Genomic DNA, 20,139 nt, shown 5'->3' with positions numbered 1-20,139 from the left:
TCGGCCGGGGGCGGGTCAGGCGTACTGCGCGACGAGGCTGCGGGGGCGGATGTCGGTCCAGTGGGCGGTGATGTACTCCAAGGCCTCGGCGCGGCTCCCGGCGCCCCAGACGCTGGTCCAGCCCGCCGGGACGTCCGCGAAGGCGGGCCACAGGGAGTGCTGCCCCTCGTCGTTCACGACGACGTGGAAAGTTCCCTCGGCGTTGTCGAACGGGTTGACGGACTCGCTCATGACTGGCTCCTCGTTTCTTCCTTCTGAAGCGCGGAGAGTTTCTCCGCGACTATTCTTCCGATTTTTTCGAGAGGTTCCGGTTCGGTCATCTGGAGGTGACCGCATTCGACGGTGTGATTGTCGATGACGCCCTCGGTGAAGGGAATCCAGGTGGCGGCGAGGGCACCTTCGCGCTCCCCCGGCCGGCGGGCGGTGAAGAACAGCGCGTCGGTGTCGGCGACGCCCGGCACGTGCCGGGCCATGAGGGCGGCGTGCGTCTCGGAGGCACGGAGCACCGCCCGGAGTTCGGCGTCGGAGAACCCGGCGAGGACGGGGTCCTCGCGGCGGATCTCCGCCATCGCCGCGGCGAGGTCCGCGGGGTCCGCCGGCCGGACCGTCGCCGTCCGCTCCTCGGGCGGGAGCACGGAGACGCTTTCGGGCCCGGTCTGGTGGACGTCCATCAGCGCGAGCAGTTCGACCCGCTCGCCGGCCTCGCGGAGCCGTACGGCCATGGCGTGGGCGACGAGGCCGCCGTACGACCAGCCGAGCAGCCGGTACGGGCCCCAGGGCTGGATCCGCCGGATCTGCTCCAGGTAGTCGCCGGCCATCTCCTCGACGCTGCGCGGCCGGTGGTCGGGCTCGCTCAGCGCGCGGGCCTGCAGGGCGTACAGCGGCTGGTCGTCGCCGAGGTGGCGGGCGAGTCCGGCGTAGGCCCAGCCGACGCCGGTGCCGGGGTGGACGCAGAACAACGGGCGGCGGGTGCCGCGGGTGCTGAGCGGCAGCAGGACGCCCAGGGCGGCGGCCGTGCCGTCGCCGTCGTCCTCCGGCAGGCCGAGGAGCCCGGCGGGGGTGGGCAGGCGGAACAGGTCGCGGACGGTGCGTTCGATGCCGAGGACGCCACGGATCCGGTTGACCAGGCGGACGCCGAGCAGCGAGTGGCCGCCCAGGGCGAAGAAGTTGTCGTCGATGCCGACCCGGGGCACGTCGAGGATCTCGGCGAACAGCGCGCACAGCACCTCCTCGCGGGCGTTGCGGGGCTGCCGGCCGCCCTCGGCGGCGACGGGCCGGTGCGGCGCGGGGAGCGCCGTGCGGTCGGGTTTGCCGTTGACGGTCAGCGGCAGGGCGTCGAGGACGACGACGGCGGACGGCACGAGGTGCTCGGGGAGCGCGGCGCGCGCCGCGGCGAGCAGTTCGGCCTCGGTGACCGGCGTGTCCGCGCGGGGGACGACGTAGCCGACGAGGCTCTTCTCGCCGGGCCGGTCCTCGCGGACCACGACGAGGGCCTGGCCGACCGAGGGGTGCGCGGCGAGGGCCCGCTCGACCTCTCCGGGTTCGATCCGCACGCCGCGCAGCTTGACCTGGCCGTCGGCCCTGCCGAGGAACCGGAGTTCGCCCGCGGGGGTCCACAGCACGCGGTCGCCCGTGCGGTACATGCGGCTGCCGTCCCCCTCGAACGGGTCGGGGACGAACCGTTCGGCGGTCAGCCCGGCCCGGCCCACGTAACCGCGGGCCACGTGCGAGCCGGCGATGTACAGCTCGCCGGGGACGCCCGGCGGGACCGGGCGCAGGGCGTCGTCGAGGACGTGGCTGCGGGTGTTGTCCATCGGCCGCCCGAGGTGCAGTCCGGCGCCCCGCAGGGTGCGTTCGCCGGTGCCGAACCACTGGTTGTGGGAGGCGAAGGTGGTCTCGGTGGGGCCGTAGGAGTGGACGAGGACGGTGTCCGGGCAGTGGCTGAGGACCCGTTGGACGGCGGCCGGGCCGGCGACGTCGCCGCCGGTCCACACCTCGCGCAGCAGCCGGAGGGTGTCCAGGCCCTCGTCGGCCATGACGTGGAAGAGGCCGACGGTGAAGTAGGCGGCGGTGACGCCGTGTTCGCGGACGGCGCGGGCGGTCTCGGCCAGGTCCGTGCCGTCGCCGCGGGTGAGGACGAGGCTGCCGCCGTTCAGGAGCGGCACCCAGATCTCGAAGACGGAGGCGTCGAACCCGGTCGCCGAGTGGACGAGCATCCGGGGCGCTCCCCCGGCGCGGACGTCGCGGTCCCCGGCGAGCTCCACCACGTTGCGGTGGGTGACGCCGACGCCCTTCGGCCGGCCCGTCGACCCGGACGTGAACATCACGTACATCAGGTCGTCCCCGGTGGCGCGGGGGTTCTCGCCGAGGGGCTCCCCCGCGACGTCGGGGGCGTCCACCGGCAGCACCGTCGGGACGGCTCCCCCGACGCCCTCGGCGTGGTCCGGGTCGGTCACCACCACGCGCACCCCGGCGTCCGACAGCATCAGCCGGATCCTGGCCTCGGGAAGGCGCGGGTCCAGGGGGAGGTAGGCGGCGCCGCACTTGAGGACCGCGAGGGCCGTCACCACCAGGGACACGCCGCGTTCGAGGAGGACGCCGACGGTGTCGCCGCGGCTCACCCCGGCGGTCCGGAGGCGGGCGGCCAGCGCGTCGGCGCGGGCGTCGAGCGCTCCGTAGCCGACGGTCTCCCCGTCGGTGATCAGCGCGGGCGCGTCGGGGGTGCGCGCGGCCCGGCGGCCGATCAGCTCGTGGACCGTCCCCGGAGCGGTGGGGACCGCGGCGGCCGTGGCGGTGGCGGTGGCGGTGGCGGTGGCGTTGTACTCGTCGACCAGCCGGAACCGGTCGGCGGCGGTGAACAGGTCGACGTCGCCGATCCGTGTGCCGGGATCGGCCGCGGCGGCCCGCAGGGTCTGCTCCAGGTGGGCGGCGAGCAGCGCGGCGGTGGGGGCGTCGAACAGGTCCGTGGCGTACTCCAGGCCGCCGGCCAGGCCGGCGGGCCGTCCTTCCGCGTCCCGCCGCTCGTCGAGGGCGAAGGTCAGGTCGAACTTGGTGGAGACGGTGTCGAGGAGCGCGGGTCCGCCCTCCTGGAAGAGGCCCTTCGCGGCGGCCGCGCCGGGGACGTCGCGGGTGTAGTCGTGGTGGAGCTGGACGACGATCTGGGCCAGCGGGTGGTGGGCGGTGGTGCGGACCGGGTTGAGGTGCTCGACGACCCGGTCGAAGGGGAGCTCCTGGTGCCCGTAGGCGGCGAGGTCGGTCTGCCGGACCCGTTCGAGGAGTTCGGCGAAGGTGGGGTCGCCGGAGGTGTCGGTGCGCAGCACCAGGGTGTTGACGAAGAAGCCGACCAGGTCGCCGAGGGTCTCGTCGTCGCGTCCGGCGGTCATGGTGGCGAGCGGCAGGTCGGTGCCCGCGCCGTGCCGGGTGAGGACGGCGGCCAGGGCGGCCTGGAGGACCATGAACAGGGTGGCGCCGCCGCGCCGGGCGAGGGCTTCGAGGGCCCGGTGGGTGGCGGCGTCGACGGTGACGGGGGCGCGTCCGCCGCGGTGGGTGGCTTCGGCGGGTCGGGGGCGGGCGGAGGGGAGTTCGAGCACGGCGGGGGCGCCCGCGAGGGTCCGCTCCCAGAAGTCGAGGTGGGCCCCGGCGGCCGGGCCGTCGAGGAGGTCGCGCTGCCAGAGGGTGTAGTCGGCGTACTGGACGGGCAACGGCCGCCAGGTGGGGCCCTCGCCCGCCGCGCGGGCGCGGTAGGCGGCGGTGAAGTCGGCGAGGAGGGGGCCGGTGGACCAGCCGTCGGCGGCGATGTGGTGGACGAGCAGGACCAGGACCTGTGCGCCGCCGTCGTCGGGGGTGACGAGGGTGGCGCGCAGGGGTGTCTCCTCGGCCAGGTCGAAGACGTGTCCCGCGGCCTCGGCGACGGCGTCCGCGAGCCGGTCGGCGGGGACGGACCGTACGTCGAGAGGGGGCCGGACGGCGGTCAGGACCTCCTGGTGGGGTTCGCCGTCGACGCTGCGGTAACGGGTGCGGAGCACCTCGTGCCGGTCGGAGAGGTCGGTGAGGGCCGCGGCGAGCGCGCCGGCGTCGAGGGGCTGTGCCGGCCGGAGGACGAGGGGGATGTTGTAGGAGGCGCTGGGGCCTTCAAGGGTGTCGATGAACCACAGCCTGCGCTGGGCGTACGACAGGGGGACGCGTGCGGGCCGGTCGGCGCGCGGGACGGGCCGGGGGCGCGCGGGTCCGGGCGCGCCGTCCGTCTCCGGGGCGGTGGACCGGACGGCGATGCGGCGGGCGAGGGCGTCGGGGGTGGGGGCGAGGAGCAGGTCGCGGACCTGGACGTCGACGCCGAGGCGGGCGCGGATCCGGTTGGCGAGGCGCACGCCGCTCATGGAGTGGCCGCCGATGGTGAAGAAGCCCTCGTGGGGACCGACCCGGTCGAGGCCGAGGACTTCGGCGAAGAGTTCCCGCAGGGTGTCGGTGTGGGGCGCGGGAGGCTCCGTGCCGAGGGGTGCCGTCGCCCTCTCGGTGGCCTCGGCGGTGCGGGCGGCGGTGCGGGCGCGCCGTTCGTCCAGGGCGTGCCGGGTCGCGGGGTCGACGAGGCCGGTGTCCCGGACCGGGGCCCCGGGGTGTTCGGCGGCGGCGCGCAGGGCGCGCTCCAGGGCGGCGAGCAGGATGCGGGCGGTGTCCTCGTCGAAGACGTCGCGCGCGTACTCCAGGCCGAGCCGCAGCCCGGCGGGGGCGCCGTCGGCGTCCCGGAGTTCCTCGAAGGCGGACGTGAGGTCGAACTTGGTGGTGGCGGGCCCTTCGCCGGCGAAGCGGCCCCCGATCGCGCCGAGGCGGAACGGGCCGGCGTCGGGGCCCGTGGTCCGCAGGGTGAGCATCACCTGGAAGAGCGGGTGGACCCCGGGCGTGCGGGGCGGGTTGAGGTGCTCCACGAGGAGGTCGAAGGGCAGCCGCTGGTGGGCGAAGGCGGCGAGGTCGGTGTCGCGGACCCGGTGCAGGAGGTCGGTGAAGGCGGGGTCGCCGGTGGTGTCGGTGGGCAGCACCAGGGTGTTGACGAAGAAGCCGACGAGTTCGTCGAGGGCCTCGTCGTCGCGGCCGGCGACGGGGGTGCCGAGGACGGTGCGCTCTCCCGCGCCGGCGGCGCGCAGGGCGAGCGCGAGCGCGGACTGCAGGACCATGAGCAGGCTGGCGTCGTGCTCCTCGGCCAGGCGGACGAGCCGTGCGTGGACGGCCGGTTCGACGGTGGCGGTGACCAGGCCGCCGTCGTGGGCGCGGACGGGGGGCCGGGGCCGGTCGAGGGGCAGGTCGGTCGCGGCGGGCAGGCCGTCCAGGGCCGTGCTCCAGTGGGCGAGGCCCCGGGCGGCGACGGAGTCGGGGTCGTCGGCGCCGCCGAGGAGGTCGTTCTGCCAGAGCGTGTAGTCGGCGTACTGGACGGGCAGCGGCTCCCGGTCGGGGGCGCGCCCCTCGGCGCGGGCGGCGTAGGCGTGGGCGAGGTCGGTCATCAGCGGTTCGAGCGACCAGCCGTCGCCGGCGACGTGGTGGAGCAGGACGGCCAGGGTGGCTCCGGGGCCGTCGTCCGGGAGGAACAGGGCGACGCGCAGGGGCAGTTCGCGGGACAGGTCGAAGGTCTCGGCCGCGAACCGGGCGACCCGCTCGGCGCGCTCCTCCGCCGGACACTCGACGGTGCGCAGCCGGACGGCGGTGGGGGCGAGGACGTGCTGGTACGGCTCGTCCTCGGGCGCGAGGAAGACGGTGCGCAGCACCTCGTGCCGTTCGGCGACGTCGGCCACGGCGGCGGCGAGCGCGGCCCGGTCGGGGACGGACTCCAGGTCGAGGACGATCGGCATGTTGTACGCGGCGGAGGGTCCGTCGAGCTGGCCGACCAGCCACAGCCGGCGCTGGGCGTGCGACAGCGGGACCCGGTCCTCGGGGGGCAGGGGTTCCTCGTCGACGACGGGCAGGCGCGGGTCGGCGGTGCGCAGCGCCTTGCGGTTGATCTTGCCGGAGCTGGTGCGGGGCAGGGCGACGACGATCGAGACGGCGGGCACGGCGGCGGCCGGCATGCGCGCGCGTACCCAGTCGCGCAGCTCCTCCGCGTCCGTACCGCCCTCGGTCACCACGAACGCGACGAGGCGCTTGACGCCGTCGCCGTCCTGCTGGGCGACGACGGCGGCCTCGCGGACCTTCGGGTGGCCGGCGAGGACGGAGTCGACGGCGGCGGGGTCGATGCGCTGGCCGCCGATCTTCACCTCGTCGTCGAGGCGGCCGTGGTACAGGATCTGCCGGTCCTCGCCGAGGGCGACGAGGTCGCCGGTGCGGTAGGCGCGCTCTCCGTCGAGTGCGGTGAAGCGGCGGGCGTTCAGTTCCGGCCGGTGGAGGTAGCCGCGGGTCAGACCGCCGCCGAGCAGCCACAGTTCGCCGTCGACGACGGCGGCGCGGACGCCGGGCAGCGGCCGGCCGATGGGGATGGGGCCGGTGTCGTGCCGGCTGAGGTCGGCGACCGTGGCCACGACGGTGGTCTCGGTGGGGCCGTAGCCGTTGAGCAGGCGGATCCGGTCGCCGACGAGGGCGCGCCACTGGGCGACGCGCTCGGGCAGGGCGGCCTCGCCGTAGATCATCACGGTGCGCAGGCGGTCGGGGAGGCGGGCGGACCCGGTGGTGAGGACGTAGACGAGCTCGTGCCAGTAGGCGGCGGGCAGGTCGAGGTAGGTGACGCCGTGCCGGGCGCAGCCCGCGAGGAGTTCGGCGACGTCGAGCATGTCGTCGGTGCGCAGGACGAGGGTGCCGCCGGCGCCGAGGGTCGTGAAGATCTCCTGGATGCTGGCGTCGAAGTGGAGCGGGCTGAACTGGAGGACCGCGTCGTCGGGGCCGATGCCGTACGCCGGGGTCGCGCCGGCGACGAAGTGGGCGAGGGAATCGTGGGCGACGACCACGCCGTTGGGGGTGCCGGTGGATCCGGAGGTGTAGATGACGTAGGCCGCGCCCTCTCCGGCGCCGGGGCCGCCGAGGACGAGCTCGCCGTGCCGGGCGACGTCCGCGGGCGCCGGTGCCAGGTCGCCGCAGGCGTCCTTGAGGATCGCCTCGTTGCGGGCGTCGGGGGCCTGGACGTCGAGGGGCAGGTAGGCGGCGCCGGCGGTGAGGACGGCGAGGAGCCCGACGATCGCGTCGATGCCGCGGGGCCGGTGGAGGGCGACGAGCCGGCCGGGGCCCGCGCCCCGCGCGGTGAGCTCCCGGGCCCGGTCCGCCACGGCGGCGGCGAGCTCGGCGTAGGTCAGGCGGGCGTCGGCGTGCACCAGGGCGGTGGCGTCGGGACGGGTACGCGTCTGATGGGCGATCAGGTCGAGCACGGGCGGCGCGGGGGCGGGAGAGGGTCCGCCGTCGAGCAGGTCTTCCGTTCTGCTGGGGGGCATGCTGAGTTCCTCCGGTAAGGGGCCGAGAGACCGGGGCGAACGGTTCCTCTCGCCTCCGTGCCCCTCACGCTAGGCGTGCGGTGGCCGCTTCCGGGGCAGTCGGTCCGGCAGCTCGGATCGGCAGAAGCCCCTCGCCGGAGCTGCCGGTACCGCATGCGGACCGTCGCCCTTGCGGGGCGGTGCCTCGGCCCGCGCCCACCGTCCGGGCCCCCGCCCGCCGGGGCGGCGCCCCGGCCCACCCCCCGTATGGGCCCGCGCCCGGCTGGGCGGTGCCCCGTCCCCTGCCCGTGTGGGCAAGCGTCCCGCTGGGCGAGGGGGTCCCCCCTGCTCGAGCGGAGCCGAGAGCTTGGGGGAGGGTGGGCACACGGGACGGCGCCCTTCAGCGGCGCCTCCGCCTTCCGCGCCTGGACCCGCACCACGAAGTGCGGCACACACCGTGGTGCGGGTCAGGGCAACGGGAGCCTCGGGCGCCGGCAAGGGGCGCCGTCCGTTGTGCCCACCCGTTCCGCCCCAGCGGAACGACTGCCCACAACAGGGGGTCGGCGGGTGCGGCCCACAACGGGGGCCGGGGGGCGCGGCCCGCAGCGGGGTGGGAGCCGCCCCGGCGGGACGGATGCTCGCAGCGGGGGCGCCGTCCCAGCGGGACGACTGCCCCTGGCGGGGGCCTCGTCCCGGTGGGGGCGGGGTTCAGCCGGAGCGGCGGGCTCCCGTCGTGCGGCGGCGCAGCGCCGGGACCGCGGCGGAAGCCGGCGCGGCGGCGGCCGCGGCCGGATCCGCGGCGGACAGCCGGCGGGCGAGCGTCGCCGCCGTGGGGTTGCGGAAGACGTCCCGCAGCGTGAGGTCCCGGCCGAACTCGGCGCGGATCCGGTTGAGCAGCCTCACCGCGAGCAGGGAGTGGCCGCCCGACTTGAAGAAGTTGTCGTCCCGGCCGACGGGGCGCCCGCCGAGGACGTCCCGGAAGATCCCGAGGAGGCGTTCCTCCCTGCCGTCCGGGCCCGCCTCCGGGCGCGGCGTCTCGGGGAGGACGTCGGCGTGGTGGCCGGGCGCGGGGAGCCGGGGCACGGCGACGACGCGGGCGGGGGCCAGGTACTCGGGCAGCCGCTCGGCGGCCCAGCGGCGCAGCGCCGCCTCGTCGGCGCCGCCGGGCAGCCGGGTGACGTAGGCGTACAGCCGGTCGTCGCGGACGGCGACGACCGCTCCGGTCACGTGCGGGTGGCCGCCGAGCACGGCCTCGACCCGGCCGGGTTCCACCGGGTAGCCGCCCGCCGTGAGGGTGGCCACGGGCCGCAGGGTCCCGTCGGCCTCGGCGTAGGCCCGCCGTCCGGTGGCGCGCAGGCCGCCACCGGGGGTCCGCTCGTGGACCTCGCCGGGCACCCGTACCGGCGCGGGACGTCCCCGCTCGTCGAGGACGGCCTCCGGCCCCTCGGGGGCCTCCGGGCCGTACGGCGTTCCGGAGAGCGCGGTGCCGGGGTCGGCGGCGAGCGCGTCGAGGGTCTCGGTGAGGCGCCGGGCCAGGAGCGCGGCGGTGTCCGCGTCGTAGAGGGCGGTGGCGTACTCCAGGGCGCCCCGCAGGCCGGCCGGTGCGCCGTCGGCGTCGACGAGTTCGGTGAGGGCGAAGGTGAGGTCGGACTTGGCGCCCGCCGCGCTGAACGCGACCGGTTCGCCGTCGAGGACGGACGGGGACCCGGCCCCGGTGTCCGCCGCGTGCACCTGCAGCATCACCTGGACGAGGGGGGCGTGGGCGGCGGAGCGGTGCGGGCTGAGGTGTTCGACGAGGCGGTCGAAGGGGAGGTCCTGGTGGCTGTACGCGGCGAGTCCGGTCTCGCGGACCCGGCGCACCAGTTCGGTGAAGTCGGGGTCGCCGGAGGTGTCGGTGCGCAGCACCAGCGTGTTGACGAAGAAGCCGACGAGCGGGTGCAGGGCGTCGTCCGCGCGGCCGGCGACGGTGGTGCCGATCGCGATGTCGGTGCCCGCGCCGTGCCGGGTGAGGAGGGCGGCGAGGGCGGCCTGCACGACCATGAAGAGGGTGGCGCCGCTGCCCCGGGCGCGGCGCAGCAGGGCCCGGTGGGTGGCGGCGCCGACCTCGAAGGCGGTCAGGGCGCCGGCTCCGTCGTTCTCGGCGGGACGCGGCCGGTCGGTGGGCAGGGCGAGGAGCGGCGGCAGCCCGTCGAGCGCCTCGCGCCAGTGGGCGAGCTGTTCGCCGGCGACGCCGTGCTCGCCGTCGAGGAGGTCGTGCTGCCAGAGGGTGTAGTCGGTGTACTGGACGGGCAGCGGCTCCCAGTCGGGGGCGCGGCCCTCGGCGCGGGCGCGGTAGGCGGTGTCCAGGTCGGCGAGCAGGCAGTTGGTCGACCAGCCGTCGCCAGCGATGTGGTGGACGAGGAGCACCATGACCTGGTCGCCGCCGCCGTCCGTCACCAGCGAGGCCCGGAAGGGGATTTCGGCGGCGAGGTCGAAGACGTACCCGGCGGCCGCGTCGACGGCCGCGCGCAGCGCCTCGGGGCCGTCGGTCCCGATCTGTTCGAGCACGGGAGTCGCACCGGTCAGCACCTGCTGGTAGGGCTCCCCGTCCGCCGTCCGGTACACGGTGCGCAGCACCTCGTGCCGGTCGGCGACGTCCGCCAGGGCGGCGGCCAGGACGGTCGGCTCGACGGGGCGGTGCAGTCGGGTCACCACGGGGATGTTGTACGTGGCACCGGGGCCTTCGAGCCGGCCCAGGAACCAGAGGCGGAGCTGGGCGGCGGACAGGGGGACGCGTGCCGGGCGCAGCGCGTCGGGGACGGCTCGCAGCGGGGGGCGGGCGGGCCCGTCGCCCTGTTCGCCGAGGCGGCGGAGGAGCTGCCGGGGCGAGGGGGCGAGGAAGACGTCGCGGATGGCGGCCTGGAGTCCGAGGGCTCCGCGGACGCGGTTGGTGAGCTTGCCGGCGAGCAGGGAGTGCCCGCCGAGCTTGAAGAAGTTGTCGTCGGGCAGCACCTCGTCCCGGCCGAGGACCTCCGCGAAGAGGCCGCGGAGGATCTCCTCGCGGGGGTCCGTCGCGGAGCGTGCCCCCGGCCCCCGGCCGTCCCCGGGGGTGGCGCGCCCCTTCTCGGCGAGGGCGAGGGCGCGCGCGAGCTCGTCGTGCCGGCGGTCGAGGCCCCGGCGCTCTTCGACGGTGAGCAGGTCGACCTCGCTCAGCGGCGTGTCGTCGGCCCGCTCGGCGAAGGCCGTCAGGGCGCGCCGGAAGAGGGCCAGGAGGATCCGCGCGGTGTCCTCGTCGTACAGGTCCGTCGCGTAGTGCAGTCCGAGGAGCACTCCCCCGGGTTCGCCGTCGGCGTCGTGCGTCTCGACGCAGTGGAAGGCGAGGTCGAACTTGGCTCCGGCGAGGTCGGCGCCGTCCGTCACGCCGGTGGTGCCGCCGAGGCGGACGGCGGTGTCCCGCGGGGTCTGCGCGCTGACCATGACCTGGAAGAAGGGGTGGCGGCCGAGGGAGCGTTCGGGGTTGAGGTCCTCGACGAGGAGGTCGAAGGGCAGGTCGTCGTGGGCGAAGGCAGCCAGGTCCCCGTCCCGCACGCGCCGTACGAGGTCGGCGAGGGTGGGGTCCCCGGACAGGTCGGTGCGCAGGGCGAGGGTGTTCACGAAGAACCCGACGAGGTCGTGCAGGTCCTGTTCGGGCCGGCCGGCCACCGCCGTGCCGACGACCACGTCCTCGCCCGCGCCCGCCGCCCGCAGGGCGAGGGCCAGGGCGGCCCGGACGACCATGAAGAACGTGACCCGGCGGCCGCGGGCGACAGCGGCGAGCGCCTTGTGGGCGAGGGCGTCCAGCTCGGTCGTCACGACCGCGCCCCGGTGGCTCGGCTCGGTGGGCCGGGGCCGGTCGGCGGGCAGCCGCGTCTCGGCCGGGATTCCGTCCAGGGTCTTGCGCCAGTACGCCGACTGGTCTTCTCGGACGCCGTGTTCGCCGTCGAGGAGCTCGCGCTGCCAGAGGGTGTAGTCGGCGTACTGGACGGGCAGCGGCTCCCAGTCGGGGGCGCGGCCCTCGGCGCGGGCGCGGTAGGCGGTGTCCAGGTCGGCGAGCAGGGCGCCCACGGACCAGCCGTCCGTGGCGATGTGGTGCACCGAGAGGACGAGGACCGCCGTGCCGTCCGCGACCCTGAAAAGCCTCGTCCGGATCGGGAGTTCGCGCGTCACGTCCAGCGGGATCCCGGCGAAGGCGGTCGCCCGCGCCCGCGCGTCCCGCGGCGTGGCGCACTCCTCGACCCCGACCCGTGCTTCCGGGACGTCCAGGACCTGCTGGTACGGCTCTCCGTCCCGTACCGGATACACCGTCCGCAGCACCTCGTGGCGGTTCATCACGTCCCGCACGGCCGCCTCCAGGACGGTCGTCTCGGGCTGTGCGTCCAGGGTGAGCACCATGGGCGCGTTGTACGCCGAGGAGGGGCCCTCCAGCCGGCCCAGGAACCACAGCCGGCGCTGGGCGTACGACAGGGGGACGGGGTCGGGGCGCTGCCCGTCCGGCACCGGCCGGAGGGCCGGACGGCGGGGACCGTCGCCGCGCGCGCCGAGGCGGCGGAGGAGCTGCCGGGGGGTCGGGGCGAGGAAGACGTCGCGGATGGCGGCCTGGAGTCCGAGGGCTCCGCGGATGCGGTTGGTGAGCTTGCCGGCGAGCAGGGAGTGCCCGCCGAGCTTGAAGAAGTTGTCACCGGGGCGTACGGCGTCCCGGTCCAGGATCTCGGCGAACAGGCCGCTCAGGATCTCCTCGCGGGGGTCCCCGACGGAGCGGGCCCCGGTCCGCTCGCTCCCGGGTTCCTCCTGCCGGGGGGCGGTGCGGTTCCGTGCCGCCTCGGCGAGGGTCCGGTGCCGGCGGTCGAGGGCGGCGCGCTCGTCGTCCGCCAGGAGCTCGATCCGGCTGAGGGGGGTGTCGTCCCGCTCCTCGGCGAAGGCCGTCAGCGCGCGCCGGAACAGCGCGAGCAGGAGCCGCGCGGTGTCCTCGTCGTACAGGTCCGTCGCGTACTGCAGGCCGAGGAGCACTCCGCCCGCTTCGCCCCCGGCGTCCAGCGTCTCCTGGCAGTGGAAGCTCAGGTCGAACTTGGCGGTGGCCAGGTCCGCTTCGTCGAGGACGGCGGGGACGGTCCCGAGCCGGACGGTCCCGCCCTCCTGCCGGGTCTGTGCGCTCAGCATGACCTGGAAGAACGGGTGGCGGCCGAGGGAGCGTTCGGGGTTGAGGTCCTCGACGAGGAGGTCGAAGGGCAGGTCCTCGTGGGCGAACGCGATCAGGTCCGTCTCGCGGACGCGGTCCACGAGCGCGCCGAGGCCGGGGTCTCCCGAGAGGTCCGTGCGCAGGGCCAGGGTGTTCACGAAGAACCCGACGAGGTCGTGCAGGTCCTCCTCGGGCCGGCCCGCCACCGGTGTGCCGACGACCACGTCCTCGCCCGCGCCCGCCGCCCGCAGGGCGAGGGCCAGGGCGGCCCGGGCCACCAGGAAGAACGTGCCCCGCCGGGAGCGCGCGAGGGAGGCGAGGGCCCGGTGGGTGCCGGCGTCCAGTTCCGCCGAGACCACCGCTCCCCGGTGGCTCGGCTCGGTGGGCCGGGGCCGGTCGGCGGGCAGCCGCGTCTCGGCCGGGATTCCGTCCAGGGCCTTGCGCCAGTGGGCGAGCTGCTCGTGCGCGGTGCTGTCGGGGTCCTCGGGGTCTCCGAGCATGTCCCGCTGCCACAGGGCGTAGTCCGCGTACTGGACGGGCAGCGCCTCCCAGTCGGGGGCGCGGCCCTCGGCGCGGGCGCGGTAGGCGGTGTCCAGGTCGGCGAGGAGGCAGCCCACCGACCAGCCGTCCGTGGCGATGTGGTGCACGAGGAGCACCAGGACGGCCGTGCCGTCGTCCACCGCGAACAGCCTTGCTCGGAGCGGCAGTTCGCGCGTCACGTCCACGGAGAGCCGGGCGAACGCCGTCGTCCGGGTCGCCACGTCCTCGCCCGCGCCGCACTCCTCCACCTCGAAGCGCACCTCGGCGTCGTCGAGGATCTTCTGGTACGGCTCCTCCTCCCGGGCCGGGTAGACGGTCCGGAGCACCTCGTGCCGCTCCACCACGTCCCGTACGGCCGCCCGGAGCGCGGCCGGGTCGGGCATCGATCCCAGCCGGAGCACCACCGGCGCGTTGTAGGCCGAGGAGGAACCCTCCAGCCGGTTCAGGAACCACAGGCGGCGCTGGGCGTAGGACAGGGGGATCACGGTTGCTGCTCCTCGTGGATGGCGGGGGCGGGCGGGTGGACCGGCGACGGGGGTCGCGGCGGCGGGACGGACCGCGGTGCGGGGACGGGCCGCGGTCAGGCATCCCGCGCGGCCAGCAGCTCCTCGATGTGGGCGGCGAGGTCGCGCAGCCGCGGGTGGGCGTACACGGCCTTGACCGGAAGCGCCACGGACAGTTCGGCCCGCACGCGGGAGACCAGCTTGATGGCGAGCAGGGAGTGGCCGCCGAGCTTGAAGAAGTTGTCGTCCGGGCCGATCGACGCGGTGCCGAGGACCTGCGTCCACACGCGGGCGATCAGCTCCTCCGCGCGGCCGTTCAGGCCGTCGGCGCCCTCGGTGCCGGCGGCCCGGGGCTCCGCCCCCGCCGGGACGTCGAGGCGGGCGGGCAGGGCGGACCGGTCGAGCTTGCCGCTGGGCGTCGTGGCGAAGCGGTCCACCGCGACGAACGCGCTCGGGACCATGTACGCGGGCAGGCCGTCCGCAAGCGCGGCGCGCAGGGCGGTGGCGTCCCCGCCGCGGTGGTAGGCGATCAGGCAGGCGGTGCCGCCGGCGTCCTCGCCGAGGACCACGGCCGCCTCGGCGACCCCGTCGACCCGGGTGAGGGCGGCCTCGATCTCCGGGAGTTCGATGCGGTGTCCGCGCAGCTTGACCTGGCCGTCGGCGCGGCCGAGGTAGACGAGCCGGCCGTCGGGCAGCAGCCGGCAGCGGTCGCCGGTGCGGTACATGCGTCCGCCGGGGGCGTCGGCGTCCTGGGCGATGTCGGCGACGAAACGCTCCGCCGTCAGTCCGGGCCTGCGCCGGTAGCCACGGCCCACGCGCGGGCCCGCGAGATACAGCTCGCCGGACTCCCCCGGCCCGACCGGGACGAGCTCCTCGTCGAGCAGGCGCATCCGGAGCCCCGGCAGGACGGCGCCGATGTGCGGCTCCCCCGGCCCGTCGATCCAGCCGGCGGTGGAGTCGACGGTGCACTCGGTCGGCCCGTACACGTTGAGCGCGCGCAGCCGTCCGGAGCGGTGGGCGGCGACGAGCCTGTCCCACAGCGCCGGGCTGATCGCCTCGCCCCCGACGAGGAGGGTCAGCGGGCGCGGGCCGCCGTCCTCGGTGAGCAGGTCGAGGAGGGGGTCGGCGTGCGAGGGGGTGATGTCCAGGTCGGTGAGGGCCTGCGCGTCGACGAAGGCGGCGAGCAGGGACGGGTCGCGGCGGGTCTCCTCGTCGATCATGACAAGGGTGTCGCCCCGGCAGAGCCGCGTCCACTGCTGCACGGAGGCGTCGAACGACGGGGAGGCGTTCCAGCCGACCCTGCACCCCTCGCCGGTGGCGGCGCCCGCCGCCTCCAGCTCCTTCAGCAGCAGGGAGGCGGCGGCGCGGCCGATCTCCACGCCCTTCGGGCGGCCGGTGGAGCCGGAGGTGTAGATGACGTAGGCCAGGGTGTCCGCGGTGACGGGGACCGGCGCGTACGGGACCGGAGCCGGGTCGCCCGGGTCGGCCGTCAGTTCGGCGACCGTCACGGCGCGGGCGCCGGGCGCCGGGGAGCCGTCCGTGCCGTCCACGACCACCAGGTCGGCACCGGAGTCCTCGACGAGGTAGCGACGGCGGTCGGCGGGCAGGGCCGGGTCGACCGGCAGGTAGGCGGCGCCGGCGGTGAGCGTGCCGATGATCGCGGTCACCAGGGCGGCGCCCCGGGGCAGGCAGAGCGCCACGACGCTCTCCGGACCGATGCCGAGGGCGGCGAACCGGGCGGCGATCACGGCGGCCCGGGTGCGCAGCTCGTCGAAGGTGAGGCGGTCGTCGCCGGCGACGACGGCGGTGCGCCCGCCGGGGGCGGTGGCGAGCCGGGCGAGGAGGTCGGCCGCGCCGGTACCGGCGGCGGCGCAGGTGCCGCAGGCGCAGGCGCCCGTGACGGCGGGGGCCGACGGGGCGGGGACGGCGGCGGGGCGCTCGGGGAGGACGGCGGTCATGGCGGGGCTCACCTTCCGTACAGGGTGGTGGAGGGGGCGGTGGTCGGGGAGCAGTCGGAGAGCCGTACCGGCTCGCCCATGGCGACGAGGATCTTCCGGTCGCCGGTGTACGACTCCCGGCCGTGGGCGCAGAGGATGTTGTCGACGAGCATCAGGTCGCCGGCCTGCCAGCTCTCCCGCAGCGTGACCGCCTGGTACACGTCGTTGATCGCGTCCACCTCGGCGTCGGTGAGGGCGGTGCCGTCGCCGAGACGGGTGTCGAAGGGCAGGCCGTCCGGGCCGAACGTGTCGGTGAGGACCTCGCGGACGTCCTCGTCGAGGCTGCGGGCGTTCCAGAAGGCGAAGTGGTTGAACCAGGACCGCTCGCCGGTCACCGGGTGGGTGATGATCGCGGAACGGCGCTGGCGGGTGCGCAGGGTGTCCTCGTCGAGCCATTCGTAGCCGATCGCGTGCGCGTCGCAGTACTCCTCGGCGCCCGCCGGATCCTCCGAGGAGAAGGCCTTGCGCCAGGGCATGCCGGCCAGGTCGGAGTAGTTGCGCACAAGTAGCCAGCCGGCCTCGGCGAACCGGGCGACCAGGTCCTGCGGCAGCATGGCGAGCGCCTGGCGCATGTCGCCGACGGTGGTCGCGCCGCCGGCCTCGGGGGCGGTGACGCAGCCGAAGAGCAGCACGCCGGGGAAGTCCAGGGTGTAGCTGTTCTCGTTGTGCAGGCGGATCGGCTGGGCGGCCGGCAGGTCGGTGGAGGAGAAGACCCCTTCGCCGAAGTCCGTGCGGGGCGTGGCCTTCTCCTTGTATCCGGCGCGCTGGGCGACGAGCGCGTCGCGCGCCTCGGCGAACGTCGCCGCGTCCGTCACCGGAAGCCCGCGCAGCATGACCGCGCCGGAGCGGTGCAGTTCGGCCTGGACGGCGGGGAGCCGAGCGGACAGCCAGGCGGTGGCCTCCGCCATGGTGTCGAAGGCGGGCGTCTCGACGAGGGCCGGCTTGCCGGGCTCCCGGACGACGGTGATGCCGGCGGTGGCCGGGCTCTGGGCGTACGTGGTCATGGTGGGCTCCTTGTGGTCCCTCGGGGGGAAGGAAAGTCGACGGGGAGGAAAGGTGGCGGAGAGGGAGGACGGCGGGGGGTCAGGCGTTGCTGGGGGCGGAGGTGTGCAGGGCCTCCAGGACCGGGTTCAGGCGGGCGAAGAAGCCGGTCAGGTCCTGCTGGAAGTAGAAGTGGTCTCCGGTCAGCACCTCGGGCACCACCTGGTGGCCGGCCACCAGGGACCAGCCGTCGAGCATGTCGACCGGGACGATCGGGTCGGCGTCCCCGCCGAAGACCGCGACCGGGCAGTCGAGCCGTACGTCCGGGGCGGTGCACCGATAGGCGTCGTCGATGGCGAAGTCCGCGCGGATGGACGGCAGGACGATCTCGCGGAGCTCCTCGTCGTCGAGGATGCCGTCGTCGGTGCCGCCGCGCTCCTTGATGGCCGCGACCAGCTGGTCGTCGTCCAGCCGCTCCGGGTGCACCGGGCACTGGTTGGGCAGCACCGGCGCCCGGCAGGCGGAGGCGATCAGGCCCTGCGGGGCACGGCCGACGGCCTGCAGGGCGCGGGTCACCTCGAAGGCGACCAGGGAGCCCATGCTGTGCCCGAGCACCACCAGGGCGCCGGTGTCCGCGGGGAGCGCGTCGACCACGGGCAGCGCCAGGTCGTCAACGGACTCGGGCAGGTCCTCGCTGAAGCGGGCGCCGCGCCCCGGGTACTGGCCGATGAGCAGCCGCACGTCGGCCGGGAGGTGCTCGCGCCACGCGCTGTACGCGTGTGCGTTGCCTCCGGCGTGCGGGAGCACGAGCAGCGACAGGCGGTGCGGCAGGTCGCCCGGCAGGTCCCAGACGACGTCCTCGGGGGCGGGGGTCGGGTAGGTGTTCATCAGCTGATCCGTTCTGTCGCGGTGACGGTCTGGGGGATGGTCCGGGTATCGGTCTGGGGGACGGTCCGGGCGGCGGAATCGGTCGGGGCCGCCTCGGTCCCGGTGCGGCGTCGGAGGGCGGGGCGGGCCTTCCTCGCCGGCGCGGCCTTCAGGGACACGATGTGCTCGGCGAGCCGGGCCGGAGTGGGGTGCTGGAAGACGTCGCGGATGGTGAGCCGGACGTCGAGGGCCCCGGCGATGTGGTTGGTGAGGCGGGCACCCAGGAGGGAGTGGCCGCCGTGGTGGAAGAAGTCGTCGTCGACCGTGAGGTCGGCGGTGGTGTCGAGGGTGCGGGTGAAGAGGGCGAGCAGGGTCTCCTCCAGCGGGGTGCGCGGGGCACGGCCGGTGGAGGCGACGGGGGCCGGTTCGGGCAGGGCGCGCTTGTCGACCTTCCCGTTCGGCGTCAGGGGCAGGCGCTCCAGAACGATGACGTGGGTGGGGACGAGGTGCTCGGGCAGCCGGCCGACGACGTGCCGGCGGATCTCGTCGAGCGGCGTGTCGCCGTCGGCGACGACGTACGCGGCGAGCTGTTCGTGGTGGACGGTGACGACGGCCTGGGTGACGGCCGGGTGGGTCAGGAGCGCGGCCTCGGTCTCACCCGGCTCCACCCGGAAGCCACGGATCTTGATCTGGTCGTCCGCCCGCCCGTCGTAGTGCAGCCGCCCGCGCCGGTCGAAGTGGGCCAGATCCCCCGTCCGATACAACCGGTCAGCGGCTGCCGCAAAGGGATTCGGTACGAATCGGGTGGCGGTCAGGTCGGAGCGGCCCAAGTAGCCGTGGGCCAGACCGTCGCCCGCGAGGTAGAGCTCGCCCGTGACTCCCGGCGCGCACAGGTTCAGCTGGGCGTCCAGGACATAGGCGGCCTTGTTCACCAGCGGCACGCCTACCGGGACGAGCGTGTGCGGCTCCTGACCGGGCTCGATCGTGTGGGTGGTGGTGAACCCCATGGACTCCGCCGGCCCGTAACCGTTGACCACCCGGATCCCGGGCCTGAGCCGCTGGAGCTTGTGCACGTGCGCCGGGGAGGCCGCCTCACCACCGGTGAAGGCCACCGTCACCGTCCCGAAGGCCTCCGGGTGCTCGTCGACCAGGAAGTTGAACAGACTCGCCGACAACTGCAGCATCGTCACCCCGTGCCTGCGGGACAACTCACCGATCAGCACCGGCTCCGGCCGCTGCCCCGGCTGCAACACCGTCGACCCGCCGTGCAGCAACGCACCCCAGAACTCCAGACTGAACGCGTCCCACGACACCGGCGAACACTGCAGGAACACCTCACCCGCACCGAACGACCCGTACGACTGCCCCGACACCGTCGACACCAGATTCCGGTGCGACGACAAGATCGCCTTCGGGCGGCCCGTCGAACCCGACGTGAACATCAGGCAGGCGGGGTCGTCCGGGCCGAGCGACAGACCGAGGTTGCCGGGGTTGCGGGACAGGAGCTCGCCGGGGGCCTCGGTGTGGGTCTGCCAGGGTCCGTCGACCCGGCCCGCGAGGGCCGGCGTGGTGACGAGGTGGCTGACGCCGGCGTCGGTCGCCGCCGAGCGGAGCCGCTCGTCCGGGAAGTCCGGGTCGAGGAGCGTGTATCCCGCCCCCGTCTTGACCACGGCGATGACCGCCGCCGCGAACTCCACCCCGCGCTCCAGCAGCACACCCGCCATGTCGCCACGACCCAGGCCGTGGGCGCGCAGGTGGTGGGCCCACCGGTTGGCCATCGCGTTCAGTTCCGCGTACGACACCTCGCGGGCTCCGTCGAGCAGTGCCGTCGCCTCCGGGCGGCGGGTCACCTGTTCCTCGAACCGCTCGACGAGGGTGGCGTCGCCCACCTCGGCGACGGTCCCCGCCCACGGGCCGGTCAGCAGCTCGCGCTCCGCCTCCGACAGGACCTCCAGGTCCGACAGCCGTCGGTCCGGCTCGTCGAGGGCCTGGGTCAGCACCTCGCCGAGCACCGACGCCATGCGCCGTACCGAGTCCTCGTCGAACAGCTCGGCCGCGAAGACGATCGCGCCGTGCAGGCCCCGGCTGTCGTCGGAGCGGAGCAGGAACTCGAGGTCGAACTTCGCCGCGCCGTTCACCCGGCCGGAGACCTCGGCGGTACGGACGCCGGGCAGGCGCAGCTCCGGGACGCCGCCCACTTCCAGGCCGAGGCTGATCTGGAAGAGGGGGTGGCGCGAAAGGCTCCGGGTCGGGTTGACCGCTTCGAGGACCAGGTCGAACGGAGCCTCCTGGTGCGCGAACGCGTCCAGGTCCACCGCACGCACCCGACCCAGCAACTCGCGGAAGCTCGGATCGCCGGCGCTGCTGGTCCGCAGGACCAGCGTGTTCACGAAGAACCCGACCAGATCCTGCAACGACCGCTCACCACGGCCCGCTACCGGGGTGCCGATCGCCAGGTCGGGCCCTGCGCCCAGACGGGTCAGCGCGGTGACCAGGGCGGCGTGCACCACCATGAAGGGCGTGCACCCCTCCGAGCGGGCGAGGACCGAGATGCGTTCGAACAGGTCCGCACCGAGGTCGAGTTCGACCTGGCCGCCGCGGTGGGAAGCCCTGGCCGGCCGGGGACGGTCCAGATTCAGCCCGTGCTCCTCCGGCAGCCCCTCCAGCGCCCCGCGCCA

At 75.2% G+C, this 20,139-nt stretch carries 7 protein-coding genes; all 7 read right to left on the bottom strand.

What is annotated here, in order from left to right; genetic code table 11:
* Nucleotides 1–15 precede the first annotated feature (15 nt).
* Complete coding sequence (locus ACZ66Z_RS29410; protein WP_469938392.1) at nucleotides 16–231, bottom strand: MbtH family protein; 216 nt, start codon at nucleotides 229–231, stop codon at nucleotides 16–18.
* Complete coding sequence (locus ACZ66Z_RS29405; RefSeq protein WP_469938391.1) at nucleotides 228–7,400, bottom strand: amino acid adenylation domain-containing protein; 7,173 nt, start codon at nucleotides 7,398–7,400, stop codon at nucleotides 228–230. Before ACZ66Z_RS29405 ends, ACZ66Z_RS29410 begins: the two co-directional genes overlap by 4 nt.
* Before the next feature lie 687 nt (nucleotides 7,401–8,087).
* Entirely contained in the window at nucleotides 8,088–13,598 is a 5,511-nt protein-coding gene (locus ACZ66Z_RS29400) for a condensation domain-containing protein (protein WP_469938390.1), read from the bottom strand.
* Nucleotides 13,599–13,693: 95 nt separating this feature from the next.
* Nucleotides 13,694–15,574, bottom strand: a complete 1,881-nt coding sequence (locus tag ACZ66Z_RS29395; protein ID WP_469938389.1) for a non-ribosomal peptide synthetase — start codon at nucleotides 15,572–15,574, stop codon at nucleotides 13,694–13,696.
* 8 nt (nucleotides 15,575–15,582) lie between these two features.
* On the bottom strand, nucleotides 15,583–16,617 hold the full coding sequence (locus tag ACZ66Z_RS29390; protein ID WP_469938388.1) for a TauD/TfdA family dioxygenase: 1,035 nt from the start codon (nucleotides 16,615–16,617) through the stop codon (nucleotides 15,583–15,585).
* A gap of 79 nt (nucleotides 16,618–16,696) precedes the next feature.
* Nucleotides 16,697–17,482, bottom strand: a complete 786-nt coding sequence (locus ACZ66Z_RS29385; protein ID WP_469938387.1) for a thioesterase II family protein — start codon at nucleotides 17,480–17,482, stop codon at nucleotides 16,697–16,699.
* Nucleotides 17,482–20,139 (bottom strand): non-ribosomal peptide synthetase (locus ACZ66Z_RS29380; protein WP_469938386.1); only part of this gene is annotated, 2,658 nt, incomplete at its 5' end. The genes ACZ66Z_RS29380 and ACZ66Z_RS29385, both read right to left, overlap by 1 nt.

The organism is Streptomyces sp. NPDC107498 (assembly GCF_055582805.1).
This window is presented reverse-complemented; position numbering and strand designations above follow the sequence as displayed.